At 57.7% G+C, this 18334-nt stretch carries 11 protein-coding genes; 6 read left to right on the plus strand and 5 right to left on the minus strand.

From position 1 onward, the window contains the following. Positions 1-117: 117 nt before the first annotated feature. From A3850_RS02715 to A3850_RS02730, 5 genes are all read left to right on the plus strand, one after another. Positions 118-3231 (plus strand): DUF2723 domain-containing protein, encoded by a 3114-nt coding sequence (locus A3850_RS02715; RefSeq protein ID WP_068219351.1) that lies wholly within the window; start codon positions 118-120, stop codon positions 3229-3231. A gap of 87 nt (positions 3232-3318) precedes the next feature. Then, positions 3319-4866, plus strand: coding sequence for an acyl-CoA synthetase (locus A3850_RS02720; RefSeq protein ID WP_068213956.1), 1548 nt, complete (start codon positions 3319-3321; stop codon positions 4864-4866). Between the two features lies 1 nt (position 4867). Continuing rightward, positions 4868-4990, plus strand: coding sequence for a hypothetical protein (locus A3850_RS20505; RefSeq protein WP_255360045.1), 123 nt, complete (start codon positions 4868-4870; stop codon positions 4988-4990). Next, positions 4990-6531 carry a hypothetical protein gene (locus A3850_RS02725; RefSeq protein ID WP_068213958.1) on the plus strand — a complete coding sequence of 514 codons (1542 nt, stop codon included), beginning with the start codon at positions 4990-4992 and terminating at the stop codon, positions 6529-6531. The genes A3850_RS20505 and A3850_RS02725 overlap by 1 nt, the downstream gene beginning before the upstream one ends. A 265-nt stretch (positions 6532-6796) precedes the next feature. Then, entirely contained in the window at positions 6797-11884 is a 5088-nt protein-coding gene (locus A3850_RS02730; RefSeq protein ID WP_082921578.1) for a gliding motility-associated C-terminal domain-containing protein, read from the plus strand. A gap of 32 nt (positions 11885-11916) precedes the next feature. Here A3850_RS02730 and A3850_RS02735 read toward each other — a convergent pair whose 3' ends face one another. From A3850_RS02735 to A3850_RS02755, 5 genes are all read right to left on the minus strand, one after another. Continuing rightward, a complete protein-coding gene (locus A3850_RS02735) occupies positions 11917-12516 on the minus strand; it encodes a TetR/AcrR family transcriptional regulator (protein ID WP_068213962.1) in 600 nt (199 codons plus the stop codon). Positions 12517-12599: 83 nt separating this feature from the next. After that, positions 12600-13352 carry an SDR family oxidoreductase gene (locus tag A3850_RS02740; RefSeq protein ID WP_068213964.1) on the minus strand — a complete coding sequence of 251 codons (753 nt, stop codon included), beginning with the start codon at positions 13350-13352 and terminating at the stop codon, positions 12600-12602. 174 nt (positions 13353-13526) lie between these two features. Beyond that, on the minus strand, positions 13527-15038 hold the full coding sequence (locus A3850_RS02745; protein ID WP_068213965.1) for a DEAD/DEAH box helicase: 1512 nt from the start codon (positions 15036-15038) through the stop codon (positions 13527-13529). A 230-nt stretch (positions 15039-15268) separates the two neighbouring features. Beyond that, positions 15269-16159, minus strand: a complete 891-nt coding sequence (locus tag A3850_RS02750; RefSeq protein ID WP_068213967.1) for a glucosaminidase domain-containing protein — start codon at positions 16157-16159, stop codon at positions 15269-15271. A 481-nt stretch (positions 16160-16640) separates the two neighbouring features. Further along, positions 16641-17444: a hypothetical protein gene (locus A3850_RS02755; protein ID WP_068213969.1), complete on the minus strand. Its 804-nt coding sequence runs from the start codon at positions 17442-17444 to the stop codon at positions 16641-16643. Positions 17445-17602: 158 nt separating this feature from the next. On the opposite strand from A3850_RS02755, the gene A3850_RS02760 reads away from it, so the two are divergent. Beyond that, positions 17603-18256 carry a porin family protein gene (locus tag A3850_RS02760; protein ID WP_068213971.1) on the plus strand — a complete coding sequence of 218 codons (654 nt, stop codon included), beginning with the start codon at positions 17603-17605 and terminating at the stop codon, positions 18254-18256. The last annotated feature ends 78 nt before the right edge of the window (positions 18257-18334 follow it).

Genomic DNA, 18334 nt, shown 5'->3' on the forward strand with positions numbered 1-18334 from the left:
CGCATGATTAACCAACATTAACCCCACCTAACCTCCCGGCCACCTAAAATTGGTAACTTTGCCGTGCTAAAAAATGCAGCCTCCGCAACCGGCGGGTCGGCTACCATCTATGCCTTTATGGGAAAACTGAACCGTTTACACAAGATCACGGGCTGGCTCGTCTTCGCCGTCGCCGCCATCGTCTACATCCTCAGTGCCGAAAGGACGGGGTCGCTCTGGGACGTGGGGGAGTTCATCCTCGGCGCCCACAAGCTCCAGGTCGTGCACCCACCGGGGGCACCGTTGTTCCTCATCATTGGCCGCATGTTCGCCGCCGTGGGGGACGTGCTCGGCGGGGAGAACCAGGCCATGGTGGCCTACGCCGTGAACCTCGTTTCCGGTATCTGTACGGCCTTCGCCGCGGCTTTCGTGGCCTGGATGACAATGCACCTCAGCCGCTACACCATCCTGGGGCGGGAGGAAGAAGTGAAGCTGGAACTCGGTAGCGGACAGAACATCGCCGTCGCCGCCAGTGGCCTCGTGGCCGGCCTGGCAACGGCCTTCAGCACTTCCATTTGGTTCTCCGCCGTGGAGGGCGAGGTGTACGCCATGTCGCTGTTCTTTACCTGTCTGACCGCCTGGGCCGTCGTGAAGTGGTACTGCCGCCCGGATTCACCGGAGACGGACCGCTGGCTACTGTTTGCCCTATTTTCTGCGGGACTTTCGATCGGGGTTCACCTCCTCTCGATCCTGACGATCCCGGCCATGGCCATCTTTTACTACTACAAGAAGACGAAGACTCCGAACTTCCTGGGCCTCGTGGGGCACCTCATCGCCGGGGTGGCCGTCATCATCTTTATCCAGGCTTTCGTGATTGTGGGCATCCCCACCATCTGGCAGTTCTTTGAGATCCCGATGGTCAACAGCATCGGGCTGCCGGTGCACTCGGGGATCATCCCCACCATGGCACTACTCGGTGCCGTGCTCTACTTCGGTCTGAAATTCGCCCACAAAAAGCAGCGGGCAGGCCTCCAGCAATTGCTGGTCGGATTCGCGCTGATGATCACGGCCTTCAGTACGGTCGGCGTCGTCGTCCTCCGCGCCGAGGCCAAGACGCCGGTTAACATGAACAACCCGGACAACGTCACCAGCCTCCTGCCCTACCTCAACCGGGAGCAGTACGGGGAACGGAGCCTGATCTTCGGCCAGACCTTTACCGCCCGCGTCAACAAGACTGACGTGACCCAGCGCTACGGGCTCGTGGACGGCGAATATGTCGAAGGCGTCAACCAGAAGATCACGCCCGACTACGACAAGAAGATGCTCTTCAGCCGGATGTGGGATTCCAGCCAGGGCCGCGTCCGCCTCTATAAACAGTGGATGGGCCTCAACCCCGACGAAGCCCTGCCCCGCGGCCGCCCCACCATGGGCGACAACATCAAATTCTTCGTCCGCTACCAGATCGGCTGGATGTACTGGCGCTACTTCATGTGGAACTTCTCCGGCCGCCAGAACGGCACCCAAGGCTACACGGACTGGGACGAGAGCGACGGCAACTGGATCACCGGCATCAAATTCCTCGACGAGATGCGCCTCGGCAACCTCGATGAACTCCCGGAATACGCCAAGGAAGACCCGGCGCGGAACACCTACTTCGCCCTCCCCTTCCTCTTCGGTTTGATCGGTCTTTTCTGGCACGCCCGGAAGAGTAAGAAGGAATTCATCGCCCTGCTCGGCCTTTTCGTCATTACCGGCATCGGCATTATTGTGTATACCAACCAGCCGCCGAATGAGCCGCGGGAGCGGGATTACGTACTCGTCGGTTCCTTCTTTACTTTCTGTATCTGGATGGGCATGGCCGTGCCGGCCCTCTACGAGATGGCACGGGAGAAATTCAATGCCAAGGGCTTCGGCGTGGCGGGTGGCATTGCCGCCATCGTCCTCGTCGCGCCCCTGCTGATGGGCTTCCAGAACTGGGATGACCACAGCCGCGCCAACCACACCGGAGCGCGCGACTACGCGGCCAATTTCCTCAATTCGGTCGACGAAAACGCCATCATCTTCACCTACGGCGATAATGATACCTACCCACTCTGGTACGCCCAGGAGGTGGAGGGCATCCGCACGGATGTCCGCGTCGTCAACCTCAGCCTCATCGCCGTTGACTGGTATATCGACCTGCTGCGGTACAAGATGAACGACTCGGACCCCATTAAACTGGGGCTGACCCGCGATATGATCCGGGGCAGCAAACGCAACCAGGTGCCCTACTACAATACCCGGAACCAGGAGCGGGACTGCTCACGCGATGCGCCCATTTCCCTGGACCGCTTCATGCAGCAGATCGCCACCAACAACCCGCTACCCCTGCAGAACGGTGGCTCCCTCGTGGCCCAATACAATAGCTGTAACGTCGGCATTCGCATCGACCCGAACAAGCTCACTCAGGCGCCCTGGTTGACGCCCAACGGCGAAGCCCCCCAGCAGCGCCTGCCGATTCGCATCAGCAACACGCGCCTGCTTAAGGACGAAATCGCCATCCTCGACATCATTAACTCCAACCTCTACGAGCGGCCCATATACTGGGCGGTGACTTGCCAGCAGAGCAAACTGATGGGTCTGGAGCGCTTCCTCGAGCTTGAAGGCTTAGGCCTCAAGCTCACCGCCACGGCGAACAAGAATGAGAACCGCAAGTACGGCATCATCGGCAGCGGCGGCATCAACGAAGAGAAGACGGCGGACCTCGTCCTCAACAAGTGGCTCTACGGCAACTTCGACACCGAGGATACCCACATCAATACTTCCTACGCCCCCGCCGTGCAGTCCATGCAGCTCGTCACCCTCCGCACGATGGACGCCCTCGTCGAGGCCGGCCAGCAGGAGAAAGCCTTTGAAGTGGGAGAGAAGTACTTCGCGTCCTTCCCGGACATGAACTTCCCCTTCTTTTACCAGACGCTGCAGATGATCCAGCCCTACATGCTCGCGCAGGAGGCCGGCCGCATCCAGCCCGTCATCGAGCAACTCGCCCGCAACGCCGCCGACCGGATGGATTACTACACAAGCCTCGACGAAGACATCGTCGCCTCCAGCTACTCCCGCGATTACCAGTTGACGGAGTCGATCATCTCTACGCTGCTACGCCAATCGCGCCAGCAGAACAACCCGGAGCTCCAGGCCAGCGTCGAGCAGATCCTCGGCAACTACCTGTTCATTGCGCCGGAAACGCAGCAGCAGGCGCAACCTACCGAGTAAAATCAGGCTAGGTCATTAAAGCCCCCGTCGGTCCTAACCGGCGGGGGCTTTTTGTTTCGGCACGTTCGTCGAGTATCTTGCTCACCCATGCAAGAACTCATTTTTCGCGCCCGGAACTTCGGCGACCGCGAGGCCATCAAACAGGGCGATCAAGTTTACACTTACGCTAAGCTACTCACCGATTCTGCACGGGTCGCCCGGCAATTACTAGATGGCCGAGATGACCTGAAGGAAGCCCGCATCGCCTTTCTCGTCTCACCCTCCTACGCCTACGTGGTTTGCCAGTGGGCCATCTGGCGGGCCGGTGGCATCGCCGTTCCCCTCTGCGTCGACCACCCCGTCCCCGCCCTCCGCTACGTCCTCGAAGACACCGCCGCGCAGACCCTCATCATCCATCCGGATTTCACCGAAAAAATGCGGGCCACCACTTCCGAATTAGGTCTGCAACTACTGGCACTGCCATCCACGCTAATCGGTACAACCTGGGCGCTGTCGCAGGTGCCAGGAGATGGGCAAGCAAACGGGGCCGACGGCCAAGGGGAGGATACTCCCCTACCCAAAGTGGCCCCCGAACGTCGCGCTCAGATCCTCTACACGAGTGGGACGACGAGCCTACCGAAGGGCGTCGTCACCACCCACGCCAACATCCGCCAGCAAATCACCACCCTCGTGGACGCCTGGGAATGGAGCGAGGACGATCGTATCCTCAACATCCTGCCGCTGCACCACGTCCACGGCATCATTAACGTACTGAGCTGCGCGCTCTGGAGTGGTGCCCGCTGCGAATTTCCCGAACAAGGTTTCCGGGCGAACGAAGTCTGGGAGAAGATGGCCGCCAACGAAATCACCCGCTTCATGGCCGTTCCCACCATCTACTATAAACTCATCTCCTACTGGGAGAAACTGGGCGAAAGCGACCAAACCCGCCTCAGCGCCGGCGCCGCTACCCTCAACCTGATGATCTCCGGCTCTGCGGCCCTACCCGTCCCGACATTAGAGCGATGGCGGGAAATCACCGGCCAAACCCTCCTGGAACGCTACGGCATGACGGAGATCGGCATGGGGCTGTCCAATAGCTACCGCGGCGAACGGCGGCCCGGCCACGTCGGCCTGCCCCTCCCCGGCGTGGAAATGCGACTGGCGGACGAAAACCAGGAAACCATCCACCGGGAGCACGTGCCGGGGCAGATCCAGATCAAAGGCCCCAGCGTCTTCCTCGAATACTGGAACAAACCGGAGGCCACCGCCAAAAGCTTTACCGCGGACGGCTGGTTCCTCACCGGCGACGTAGCGGAGTTGAACGACGGCCTCTACCGCATCCTTGGCCGCAATTCGGTGGACATCATCAAATCCGGCGGCTACAAGATCTCCGCCCTCGAGATCGAAGCCGTTCTGTTGGCCCACCCCGCCGTAGATCAGTGCGCCGTGGTTGGCCTCCCGGACCAAGAATGGGGGGAAGTAGTAGCCGCTGCCGTCGTTACGCGTGAGGAAAATCCGGACTGGAAGGCCATCACCGCCTGGCTGAAGGAACGCATCCCCGGCTACCGACTGCCCCGGCGGTGGCTGAAACTGGATGAACTCCCCCGCAACACCATTGGGAAGGTGACGAAGAACGAATTGAAAACCCTTTTCTAGCATGGACTTCTGGACTGCCTTCCCCTACCTGGCCATGCTGGTGCTCATCGCCTTCAACGCCTGGCTCGTCATCCGCCGCGACATTGAGGTGGAGGACCGCGCCGGCGAAGACCCCCACCACTGATGGACTACCTGCAAGAACATTTCTTTACGATCCTGCTCACGCTCATCTACGTTGGAGGGTGCCTCTACGTAGGTTGGTACTTCAAAAAGCAGGCCGCCGCTTCGGCTGCGGATTACTACGTCGCCAAACGGAAGATTCCTGGCTGGGTCATTTCCCTGGCTTTTTTCTCCACCTCGGCCAGCACTAATACCTACATCGGTCAGGCGGGGAAGTCGTTCCAGTACGGTTTAAGTTGGGCTTGGATGGGCTTGATTTGGACGGTCTTCTGTATCATCTCCTGGCAACTGCTGGGGCCACGGATGCGCGTACAGACCGCCCGTTTGCAGTCCTTCACGATCCCGGATTACTTCCACCTGCGCTACCAAAGTAATCTGGCGAAGTACATCCGGTTACTCTCCGCTTTCATCATCCTTTTTGCAACGGTGTGGTACATGGTAGGGATTGCCAAGGGTTGCGCCGTCGTCCTGGAAACCGTTCTCGAAGTCCCCTATCTCTACGGGGCGGCGGGGATTCTCTTCATCACCTGTGCCTACACGATATGGGGTGGGATGTACTCGGTATTGTGGACGGACGCCATCCAGGGCATCATCATGTTCGGGGTGGCCATTTTGATGCTCTGCCTACCCTTCTTCTTCGTAGGCGGCGTTGAACCCCTATTCGACGCCATTGGTCAGACGGATCACGTCACCAAGGCCGGTGAACCAATGGGCAACGGCCTGGTGACCTTTGGCAATCTGGTCTCCTTCATTTACATCCTGGGCATTGGCTTGAGTATCGGCATGAAGCAGATTTCGGAGCCCAAAAACCTGATCCGCTTTTATTCCGTAGACAACGCCAAATCCATGCGTTTCGCCATGATCTGGACGCCCGTCTTCCTTGGGATATCATTGGTTTGCGTTATGGGCCTGGGTGCCCTGGTGCACGGCATGGCTACCCCGGCGGAAGCGAGCTACCTCATCCAGGACACCGACAAAGTGGTCGGTTTCATGCTCGATAAGTTTGATAACAAGATCGTGAGTGGCGTCTGCGTAGCGGGGCTGTTTGCGGCGGGGATGTCCTCCCTGGCCTCCGTGATCATCATTATTGGGACGGCCATCGTCAAGGACATCTGGCACTTGCTCAAGCCCATGCCCGAAGAGAAGTTAGTGCCCCGGACAAAGTGGGCCATGTTTGCCTACTGCCTGTTCACCTTCGGCCTGGTGTGGGTCCTGTCCATCTACCCCATTGGTGGCATTGTGGAGTTGACGGCCTTCGCGGGGGCGGTATTCGCGGCGAGTTTCTTCCCTGGCATTTTCGGCGGCCTCTACCTGCGCTGGGGAACGGACGCCGGCGCCCTGGCCAGCATGGTCGCGGGGATGGTCATCAACGTAGTGTGGCGGGTATTCTTTCGCTTTGATTACGCCGGCCTGCAGGACATCCACGAGATCATTCCTGCGTTTCTGCTGTCAAGTTTGACGTACGTCGTCGTCAGCAAACTCACGGCTGATCGGGTGCCGAAGCGGGAGCATTTGAATTTAGTGTTTGGAGGGAGTGAGGCGTGATCCAAGGTAATTTGATTAAAATCCTGAAGCAGTACCTTTCAGTCGGTCAGCTGGCCACATTTATTAAAGGACTTGGCATATAATTTGATTGATCCCGTCACTCACAAACAGCGCCTCGATATCAACAATATTTACCCGTAAAGTAAATTCGATCTGCAGGCCTTAGTCCAAAAGGTAAGCGTTCCGACGAAAGCGATATGACCCCGTGAATGATAAACATAAATTTTAAAATCACGTTGCGCAAGCAGGCCCACACACCCGTCAGATGCAATACCCGGCCCGCCGCACGTCACGACTCTTAAGTAGAAAACTCCTCACTATAGCGGTCTTTCTCGCCTTTCCGGTGGGGTTGATTGCACAGGTTTTCGTGGGCCCTTCCGGGCAGGTAATTCCCCCCGGCGCGCCCGATGAAACACGGGGTGTAACGATCTCAGAAGTTACCGTTACCGGCATTGGAACGCTGAGCAAGTGTAGCGTACTGGAGCGGGTATTCATCAATATCGATCATACCTACGTGGGCGACGTGGCCATCTTCGTCATTAGCCCGGCGGGTACGGTCCTGGAGCTTACTTCCGGCAACGGTGGATTCAGGGATAACTGGCGCAACACCACTTTTAGGGACGATGCTACCATTAATATCGTCAATGGTAACCCACCCTACACGGGTACCTTCCAGCCGGAAGGGCGACAACAAGCACTTGAACCTTTTTTCGATAATGGACCAGACCTGGCCACCTTCACCCTGGCCAATACCTTCGAAGGAGAGGATGCCGACGGCGTGTGGCAACTCTACGTTAATGATTACGTCGCAGTGGACGTTGGTGAGATCATCGACTGGGAAATAGAGTTTTTCGTTTCGGACGTCGTATTGACCGGTGAGCTACAGGCGAGCAAACCCAACATCTGCGCGGGGGAGGAAGTAGACCTGTCCGTTGTCGGTGAAGTTCCGGCTGATGCCACCTATGTTTGGTCAACCGGAGAGGCAACGCCTACCATTACCGTCTCCCCCACTGAACCTACCACCTACGCCGTGACCGTAACGGCGGAGCAGTGCGAGTTGGAGGTGGACCTCACCATCACCCCAACGGAAACACCAGGTATCGATGGGGAAGCCTTCCTCTGTAGTAGTGATGGAGAGAGTGTGGAACTTACCGCCGTGGGGGAAGGACCCTTCAACTGGAGCAATGGCGCATCGGGCCCTTCCATCACGGTATATCCCACGGAAACGACCAGTTACACAGTCAGCAACGGTACTGGGGCGTGCAATACTAGTGAGCCCTTCGAGGTCACCGTTCAACCCATTTCACTCGATTTGTCCGCAAGCACTAATGGGCAGTGCGTGGGCGAGCCCGTTACGCTCACTGCAGCGGGAGGGTCTTCAACGGCTACCTATCAGTGGAGTACCGGAGAAGCCACTCCTTCCATCACCTTTAACCCGACCACCAGCGCCACCTATTCCGTCACCTTAACCGAAGGAACCTGCACGCTGACGGACGAAATTTTGGTGGAGGCCTTTCCTACCGCCGTCGCACTAGGAGAGGACCGTACAATTTGTGGTGGAGAGCTTCTTTCCCTTACCCCTACGGGCCCCGGTCCTTTTACCTGGAGCACGGGTGAGATCGCGGATTTTATCCTGGTCACCCCCTCGGTCACAACTACCTATACCGCCACGGCGACGCAGGGAAACTGCTCCGTATCGGACGAGATTACCATCAACGTGCTACCCGATGCTGCCGTGACCGCCCCCGCTGACAGAACCATCTGCAGTGGTGAATTCATCATCCTGGAGGCCACCGGTACTGGCCCCTTCACCTGGTCCGACGGACAAACCGGGGCAACCATCACCGTATCACCGTCCGAGACAACTACGTACACGGTAAACGTCGGTAGTGGTGCCTGTGCGGCATCCGATGAGGTGACCGTTACCGTTTTCGAGCAACCTACCGTGGACCTCGGGCCGGACGCCAGCTATTGCGCCGATGGCCCAACCACCCTTACTGCCTTAGGTGAATTCGACGCCATTCAGTGGAGTACCGGAGCAAACACCGCCACCATTGATCTCCAGGATGCCGGCACGGTCACCTATACCGCAACCGCCACGATTGGAACTTGCTCGGCATCCGACCAAGTAACCATTGCCATAATTCCGGAAGTTGAACTATTGGCCAGCGCGGATACCGCCATCTGTGCTGGTGGCCAGGCAGTATTAAGCGCAGCCGGCACCGGCCCCTTCCGGTGGAGCACGGGTGAGGTTGGCCCCACGATTCAGGTAAGCCCGGACGGGCTACAAGCCTATACCGTCACCGCCGGCGCGGGAGATTGCGCTATTACCGAAGAAGTGCGGGTGGACGTAGATCCCCTCCCGGTAGCCGATCTCGGGAACGACAGAACGGTCTGTATTACGGATGAAATCACGCTGGAGAATATCGCTACCGAAGATGACTACTCCTGGAGTACCGGCTCTACTGAACCAACGGTTTCAATCACCGCCGCAGTAGACACGTCAATTTTCCTTACCGTTACCCGGGGGGACTGCACGGCCAGCGACACCATCAGCGTATTCGTCAGCGCGCCCCGGATTGATTTGGGCTCCGACCGCACGGTGTGCCCAGGAGATTCCGTATCACTGGAGATACCGTCCGCGGATAGCTACCTCTGGAATAACGGCAGTACGGAACAATCCGTATTGATTATACCAACGGCCAGCCAGGAAGTGAGTGTGGAAGCGACGATTGCCGGCTGCCCCGCCCGCGATACCTTACGTATTGACCTCGCCGAATCGCTAATTATTGACGCCGGCGAAGACATCAGCATCTGCCCCGGAGAATCGACCCAACTCAGGGCGCAGTCCACCGCTCTGGTGACTTGGAGTACCGGCGTGACCGGAGCGGAACTGGACGTTGCGCCCACCGAGAATACCTTCTTCTTCGCCACCATCGGCAGTGGTAATTGTGCCGTGACCGATTCCGTTTTGGTATCCATTAATCCTACAGCTAGCCTGGATTTGGGGAATGATTTTTCCATTTGCCTTGGGTCTGATACTACCTTAATTCCGGTTGGAAATAGTAGCACATTCAACTGGAGTACCGGAGAGTCGTCGCCATCAATCGCCGTGGCGCCAGATGAGGATACGACTTACGAAGTCACTGGCACCACGGCGGAGGGGTGTACCGCCACGGATAGCTTACGGATCACCGTCATTGCCCCCCAACTAGAGTTGGCACCGGTACCGGCTATCTGCCCCGGTGACTCCCTGACGCTAATGGCCTCGGCAGCGGAGACCTACCGCTGGTCAAGCGGGGAAGAAAGCTCCAGCATCCGGAGGGCGCCGTCCGAAACCACCAGCTACGGCGTTACGGGTTTCACCGCAGGCTGCTCCGTTAGTGAGGAGATAGAGGTCGTCGTACGGCCCCGGGCAACCGTAACCGTGACCGAAGACCAGACCATCTGCCCCGGCGACTCCATCCTACTCGAAGCTTCCGGAGACGAACCCTTTAGTTGGGATACTGGTTTTGCTGGCCCTTCACTAAACGTACGTCCGATTGAACCCACGACCTATCTCGTGCGCGCCGGCTCGGGCAATTGCGCGGACAGCGCTACCGTCACCGTAGGCTTATTTCCAGCCGTGGAAGCATCTCTGGGGGAGGACCAGGCCATCTGCCGGGGAGATTCTGTTTCGCTACTGGCCAGTACCGGCTCCGCGGCACTTAATTGGGAGGATGGTTCCTTCCCCACCAACCGCCGCGTAAGCCCTACCGCGACGACTACTTACTCCATCACCGCGAGTGAAAATGGGTGCACGGATTCCGCGTCGGTTACCGTTGTCGTCAACGATTTGCCCGTTGTGAATCTCATCTCCACCGATTGCGCACCAGACAACGTGGATTACGCCATCAGCGTAGAAATTTCCGGCGGCAGCCCCGGCTACCTCCTAAATGGCAACCCCGTAGCAACCAGGGTAGATTCTGCGGGCATCCCGTCCGGAACGCCTTTCACTATCTCCGTTAGCGATGAAAATGCTTGTGAGACCACCTTCAGTGAACTCATCAACTGTGGTTGCCAGGTAATAGAATTTGCTCCCCCGGCCCTTACTTGCAACGGCAACGAAAACCTGACGGACCTGGCGGAATTTCTCCCCAACGGAGGTCCGCAGGGATCCTGGTCGGTCAGTAACCCAGACGTAAACGGCCTGCCGGCAGTAGAAGGGACGGCACTGCGCACGGAAGGCTGCGCGGCGGGTACCTACACCCTCCAATTCACGCCCGAAGGGGCGGATCTGGCCTGCCTCGTTGATTATCGAGCAATAATTGAAATCACCGACCCACCGGTGGCCGGGATACAGCAATTTGTGGAGGATCGCTGCTCCGAGACGGCGGAGGTGATCGACTTAGCTGCGGAACTATCCGACGCTACGGCCGGCGGAAGCTGGACGGCCATCTCGACGAATGCCATTGGGAACGCAGGCTTCAACGCCGCCGCCGGCACCTTTACGCCAACCAATCAACCGAGTGGCGAATATACCTTCAGGTACCAAGCCCCGGACGGTATCGACTGCCCGGGAGAAGCCGTTGACGTAGTAATAAGGCTATCTTCAACGAGCGTAGCGGGAACCGTAGCCGCGCCTGATTGCGAGGAGGCCTGCTCCGGTTCCATCACCGTCCTGAATCCAGGAGCCACCAATTTATACGGCCTGGACGGTGCCGCCTTAAGTAACGAGGTATCCTTTGCGAGTCTCTGCTCGGGCACCTATCAACTGTCGACGGAAGATGACCGCGGCTGTACTGCCGTTACTGAATTGACCGTGCCGGAAACTATTATCCCTACCCTGTCCATCGCGGGGGTAGATCGAATCGGACTGGGTGATAGTACTTTACTGCAAGCGACCACCAACGTCAGCGTTGATACCATTGAATGGTCCCAGCCAGTACGTTGCCTTGATCCTGAGTGCCGCTCCGTCTACGTGCGACCTCTGCGCACCGCGGACTACCGGGTGACCATCGCCAGCGAAGCAGGCTGCGTGGCCCAAAGCCAAATTACCATTTTCGTGGACGAGCGGGTCAGCGTATACGTTCCAACGGCCTTTAGCCCCAATGGAGACGGCGTAAATGATCGACTCACGGTTTTTGCGGGTGATGACGTCGCTACCGTACTGGATCTGCAGATTTTTGATCGTTGGGGAAACCGCGTGGCCAGTTATCCTGAATTTCCACCCGGTAACGAGGATTTTGGTTGGGATGGCTCCGCACCCGACGGAGAACTTTACCAAACGGGCGTCTACATCTACAATCTCCGCTTCGTCAAGATTGACGGGACGGAAGGCAAGGCTTCGGGGGAAGTCGTCTTAATGCGCTAACCCATTCAACTAGCTATTCACGCTATTAATTTTTACCCCACCCAGGGCAACGCATCCACCGCACGCACCACTGCTTCCCGCAGCGTTTCCCGTTCAATTTTAGTCTGGACGACCACTTGCAAACCGTTGTACATCACGAACAGGTAGTTCGCCCACGAACCGGCGTCCACCGTTTTATCCAATTCACCCCGCACCTGCGACAGCGCCAGTGCTTCTTGAAGAATTGTGATGAACTGCTCGCGGTTGCTACTGACAAAATTGAGCGCATCGGCGCAGGAATTGGCCATCTCCGTGGTAGCGTTGACGACGTAGCAGCCGCGGGCCGTGGAGCCGCACTTAGCGTCGTAGGCCGAGGCGGCGTAGGTAAAAAGGTTAGTCAGCGCCTCCCGTAAGGGTAGGTTAGGCTGCTGAAGTTGCTGGCGCAGGCGGGTCAGGTTTTCGTGCTGATAAGCTGCCAACGTAGCATCGTACAGCGCGCGTTTGCCGCCGAAAGTTTGGTACAGACTGCTACGGCTGATGCCCAGCGCCTTCTCCAGATCACCGATGGACGTGGCCGTGAAGCCCCGTTCCCAGAACAGGTCGCGGGCCTTTGCGAGGACCGTTTGCTCATCGAATGCGCGGGTACGTGCCATGGGATTGAAGTTGGTGATAAAATGGCGAACAGCCGGCCGAATTCCTCCGACCGGCTGCCGCCGAAGATGGGTAAAGGTATGGCTTAGAGAGTGGCCATGCCACCGTCGATCTCGACTTCCGTACCGGTCATGAACGTACTGCCATCAGAAGCCAAAAAGACTACGTAACTGGCAATTTCCTCGGCCTTACCGAAGCGGCCCATGGGTACCTGCGTTTGGATATATTCACCGGTCTGCTGAATCTGCTCATCGCTCATGCCAGTCGCCTGGAAGAAGCCCGTTTCGATGGGGCCGGGGCTGACGGTATTGACCCGGATGCCTTTGCCAACGAGTTCCGCCGCCATGATCTTACCGATGGTTTTGATGGCACCCTTCGTAGCCGCGTAGTTGGTAAAGTTGGCGAAGCCCAACTGGTTAGCGATACTGGAGATGAGGATGATACTCGCACCTTCGCCCAGGTACGGCAGAGCGGCCTGCACGAGGAAAACGACGCCCTTCACGTTCACGTTGAACTGCTTATCAAAGTTCTCCTCGGTAATGTGGCCGAGGGGCGCGGGCTCACCGAAACCGGCGTTGGCGAAGATGATGTCGATTTTGCCGTACTCCTCCCCTACTGCCTTGACGAAAGCTTCGGTTTGGGCTACGTTGCCGGCATCGGCGGTGTACACCTTATCAAAGGTATCTCCGTTAGCGTCACGAATTTCCTGAGCGCGTTTGTCGTGGCGGCCGGCGGTTACTACGGTAGCGCCAGCGGCTTTAAGTGCCTTCGCGGAAGCGAGGCCGATGCCGTTGCTGCCACCAGTTACGAGTGCGATTTTTCCTGTTAAGTCTGCCATGGTTGATGGTATTTTGGTTTTGTAACGATCGTTACGGTTATGGATTTGGACACAGTAACGGTCGTTACAGAATAAGGTTGAGCCGTAGGCAAAAAAATATCGCGAGCCGGGGAGACTCGCGATATTTCGGGTGATTACCCTTCTTACTATATAAACCGAAGCTACTTCCAGCGGCTATTTGTCGTCCGGCTTCGCACCGCCATCGTTGTTGCGCTGGCTGGCGGGGCGGCGGCCACCACCACCTTTTTTGCCCTTGCCCCGGCGGCGGTTACTGCCGCCACGGTTTTCGCCACCACCGCGATTTTCACCGTCTTTAGAATCGCCGGACTCATTGTGCTTGCCTTCACCGCGGGGTTCGGAGGACCGGTTGCCACCACCATCCCGACGGCGCTTATTGCCACCGTTGCGGCCGCGACCACGGCCTCCGCCACCACCACCGGAGCGACGGTCACCGCCTCTTCCACGACCACGGCCGCCGCGATCGTCGCGGGATTCTTTGTAGCGTTCGGGCGTTTCCAGCCGCTCGACCTTCATTTCCATAAGTTGCTCGATGGCCTTGAATTTCCGGCGGTCGTCACCGTTGATGAGGGTAATTGCTTCCCCTTCGGCGGCGGCGCGGGCCGTCCGGCCGATCCGGTGTACGTAGTCTTCGGCGTCACCGGGGACGTCGAAATTGATGACCAGGTCAATCCCGTCGATGTGGATACCCCGGCTGAGTACGTCGGTCGCGACGACCACCTGGATGGCGCCGGAACGGAATTCCCGCAGGCGTTCCTCGCGTTCGTTTTGCTCGAGATCGGAGGAAACGTCTTTCACCTTCGGGTTCTTGCGGGCGAGGCGGCGGGTGAGTTCGCGGACCGTTTTTTTCCGGCCACAGAAGATGAGGATGCGGTCCATCGTCTTACACTTCTCCTGCAGGATCTCTTCGATGAGGGCGTTCTTCGCCCAATCGGGAACGTCGTAGGCCTTCTGCTTGATCTTTTCCGCGGGCTTGGAGATGGCGATACTGATCTCGACCGGGTCTTTCAGGATATCCCGCGAGAATTTGCGGATCTTGGGAGGCATGGTGGCCGAGAAGAAGAGCGTTTGCAACGTCTCCTTGGGCAGCATGTCGATGATCTTGATCATGTCGTTCACGAAACCCATGTCAAGCATCCGGTCGGCTTCGTCGAGGACGATGTGACGGACGGTACTCAGGTCAGCGTACCCCATATCGAGGTGGGCCATCAGGCGGCCGGGGGTGGCCACGATGATGGGGGCGCCGGTCTTCAGCGCCTTTTGCTCCTGGGCCATGCTGTGGCCGTCGCGACCACCGTAGATGGGCATCGAGCTGGCCTCGGGCATGAAGTAAGTGTAGCCCTGTAGCTGGCGATCAACCTGCTGGGCGAGTTCCCGCGTCGGTTCGAGGATGATAGTATTGATGCCCTTCGGCTTTTCGCGGCTCAGTTTATCGAGGATCGGCAGGAGGAAGGCTGCCGTCTTTCCGGTACCGGTTTGGGCAACGGCGAGGACGTCCCGCCCTTCCAAAGCCGGCGGGATGGCCTGGGCTTGAATGGGGGTGGCTTTCTCGAAGTTCATCGCGTCGAGGGCATCGAGCAGCTCGTCGGAGATGTCGAGCTCGTCGAAATAAACAACTTCTTCTTCGGGTGTTTCCGGGGTTTCCGGATCGTGGTTGGGGGTAGACATGTAAGGCTTGTTTAGTCGCAAGCCTCATGCTCCCTGGCTCACGGGTTTCTTGGGTATGGCGTTGAAAGTGGGGAGAACCATCCGCCCCGAAGGCGAATAAAAGGTTGTCCTAATGACTCCAACGCTGCCGAAAACGGCTGGCCGAAGGTACGCATTTTCTTTACACGTACGTTCGGGCCGGCCGTTAGGGGAAAGATCCCGTAAGAACTCCCTATTCAGGTAGCCTACTCCTAATCGAAACGGTACAATTCGTACTGCTCAATGGTCGTCACCAGCTGCTTCCGCAGATCGGGGGTACCGTTGTAGCCCAGCTCTTCCAGCCCGGCGGCCCACTTTTGGTAGTCGCGCGGTCCGAATTGCTGGAGGGGCGCAAAACGACCAGTCGTTACGTACAGGCTGTGGTTGCGGAAGGAGAGCCACGCGGTTTCGTACTGCCGCAGGTTCTGGTTCTCCAGGTTTCGGCAGGGGCCATCCCAAACACCAGGGCAGGGGATGGCGAAATAGTTATTCAGCTGTTGGGCGCTGCCGCGGGTGCCGGCCAAAGTGTGGAGGAGTCCATTCGCTAAGGTGATGCTGGCGGGGATGCCAAACCGTTTCTGCTCGGACTGGGCTACGTGGGAGAAGCGGCGGATGTAGGCAGCCACGGTACCCTCGTCGGTGCTGATAAGATCATCCACCAACTTTGGCTGGAAGGGAGAGGTGGCGCCGGCCAGTCCAATTCTTTCCAGGAAACCGGGGGCCGCAGCAGGCTGCTCCGTACTTCCTGGCGCAGGGGTAGCTTCACCTTGAACGGCTACCTTTTCCTTTGGGCCGCTGAATAACCCAGAGATCATGGACAGCGCCGAAGCTTCGGGCACCACCGAGGTTTGCGCAGGGGTGGGTCCAGATTTTGTTGCCCCGTTCAAGGTCTGTTGCTCCGGTGGCGGGGCGGTAAAGACGGAGGGTGAAGATTCGCCACCGGATGACGAAGCCGGTGTCACTTCCTGCCCACCGGGGGCACCGAAGCTAACGTTGAAGTTTACCTGTTTACGGTTTATGACGACCAGCGTGACGCCAATGATAATTACCCGCAACCAGTTACGCCCGAGGAAGCCGGGCAGTCCAATTAATACACTTTTCATTTTGCAACCATTTGGGGTGAGCCAATACCGAAGTGGTATTCCGGTAGGCTGACTCCCCAAAGTGGAAGCAACGAACTAGAACGCACCGGGGAGCAACCCACCAAATACACTAGAAATCTTCAAAATTTTTCGCTTGAGTGAGGGGTAAGCGGCACCAGTGGAAGAACTACTCTTCCGGTGGCTAGACTCACCTTGATTGTGGTTTTTAAAAACGGTTTTCTTGGACTTTAGAAGATGGATCTTAGATTTTAGAATCGCGCCTTTCTAACTTCTAAGATCTAATTTCTAAAGTCTATCTATCCGCTTGTATCAGTGAAACAAAGATAGGGGGCAAACAGAACACAAACAAACTTTTTGTTTGTTAAAGTTAGTTTTTGTTTGAATTCATGTGCTGGCTATGGAATTCCAACAACGGAGTCTCCATCAACCACTACAAATGCTGGCCTATCAGGAATGAGCATCGGCACTTCTCCCCATTGATTTACTCGGTTTTTACTATTGTGGTAATCCCATCCGCCGATAAGCTTACGTACCCCGTTTGGCGGGGGCGCCTTTGTAATTCCCCATTTGCTGGCACCTGCGGCAGCGCCCAGGTCTTGGTTTGTTTAGCGCCGGCCGTCCAGCGCCAACTGGTTTTGGTGTCGTAACCGGTGAGGTAGGGAGTGTTCCAGGAGAGGCGTTCGGCGGGGGGTAAATCGACCCAATACTGGAAGCGACCGTAGTTGGTAAGGACGGCCAATCTGCCCTTTTGTTGGAAAAGGAGTGCGACGGTGCCGCGGTCCACGAAGATCTCGTCGGGCGCATCAGTGGCCTGGAGTTCGAGGCGGAGGTCGTTGGTGGCGCGTACGACAGCGCCCTGGTTATCGAGTAACTTGAGTTTATAATCCCAGGAGTCATAAACCCAGATCTGGTTGTCGTTCGCCCGCGCGAAGGCGCCCGGTTGCTGGAGGCCGGCGGTGGCGAAGAGATCGATGCGCGTGAGTTCGCTCAGCGTCCGGTCGAGGACCACCACGCGGCCGAAATCCTGGTAGTAAAGGAGGATGGAGAAGGGGTTCGTGACGTCCACCGTAGTCGGTAACCCCAGGCTGGAATCGTAGAACTCGTTGACGGTCTTCCCCAGATTATTGCGGGTGACGAAGCGGCTATCGGAAAGCAAAAAATACTCGTTACCGGAGGGGCTGAGCCAGAAGTCGATGGGCTGCACCGTCCGAACCTGGGCGGGGGCCACCCGGGGAGCCGAGCAGGTGGCGAGCGCCAGTAGCAGTACGAACGGGATGATACGCATGACGTGGTTGGGTTGAGCTAGCGGATAAGGGCAGTTGTAAGTTAGATTGACCACCCTCCTCGTCGGTAAAAATACTACCCGGGGCGGGCGACTAATGGAACGCTCCACCGTATCCCTACGGTGTACCCTTACCTTTGGTTTTTGATCAACTCCGTTTTATGCGCTATCTCCTTGCCCTGCTGATTTGTTGTTCCGCGGCCCTCAGTGCTCAATCGGACACAACGCGAGCGATCAATCGCCTGGAAGTAGGTGCTCACTTCGGTATTATGGAGCATACCGTGGACTTCACCCCGAACGCCAACGAAGAAAACTTCCGGGGCAACACCTACGGCCTGACGCTGCGGTATTTTGACCACCATTTGGTGGGTATCCAAGCGGAGCTTTCCTACGTCGAAGCCGGCTGGCGGGAGGATTTTGAGGAAGATTTTACCAGCCTCTACGAGCGGGCGACCAATTACGCAGAAGTGTTGATCCTTACCCAGTTCAGTGTCGGACGCGGTGCCTTCCAACCGATGTTGCAGGCAGGGCCTTATCTCGCCTTCCCACTGGGTGATACGGAGATGACGCCGGAGGGGTTCGTCCTCCCCGATACGGACATCATTTCGCGCTACGAATACGATATTCCCTTTCGCCTCAATTACGGGGCGCAGGCGGGCCTGGGTTTTAACCTCCAACTGGGCCGGTTAACCATCCAAGCGGAAGGGCGGTATTTGCTGGGGTTTAACGACATCATTCGAAATGGGGATACGACGACCGTCATTAGCCGGCGGGTGGGGTACGGTGGCCGGGGGGCGGTGTTGTTTGCGCTATAGGGAGGTGCCTCCGGCGGGTTTGGAGTGCCTCCGGCGGTTTCAGGGGAGTAAGAGGAGGAGGGAGAGAAACCGAGGTCT

Source organism: Lewinella sp. 4G2, assembly GCF_001625015.1.
Classification (GTDB): Bacteria; Bacteroidota; Bacteroidia; order Chitinophagales; family Saprospiraceae; genus Neolewinella.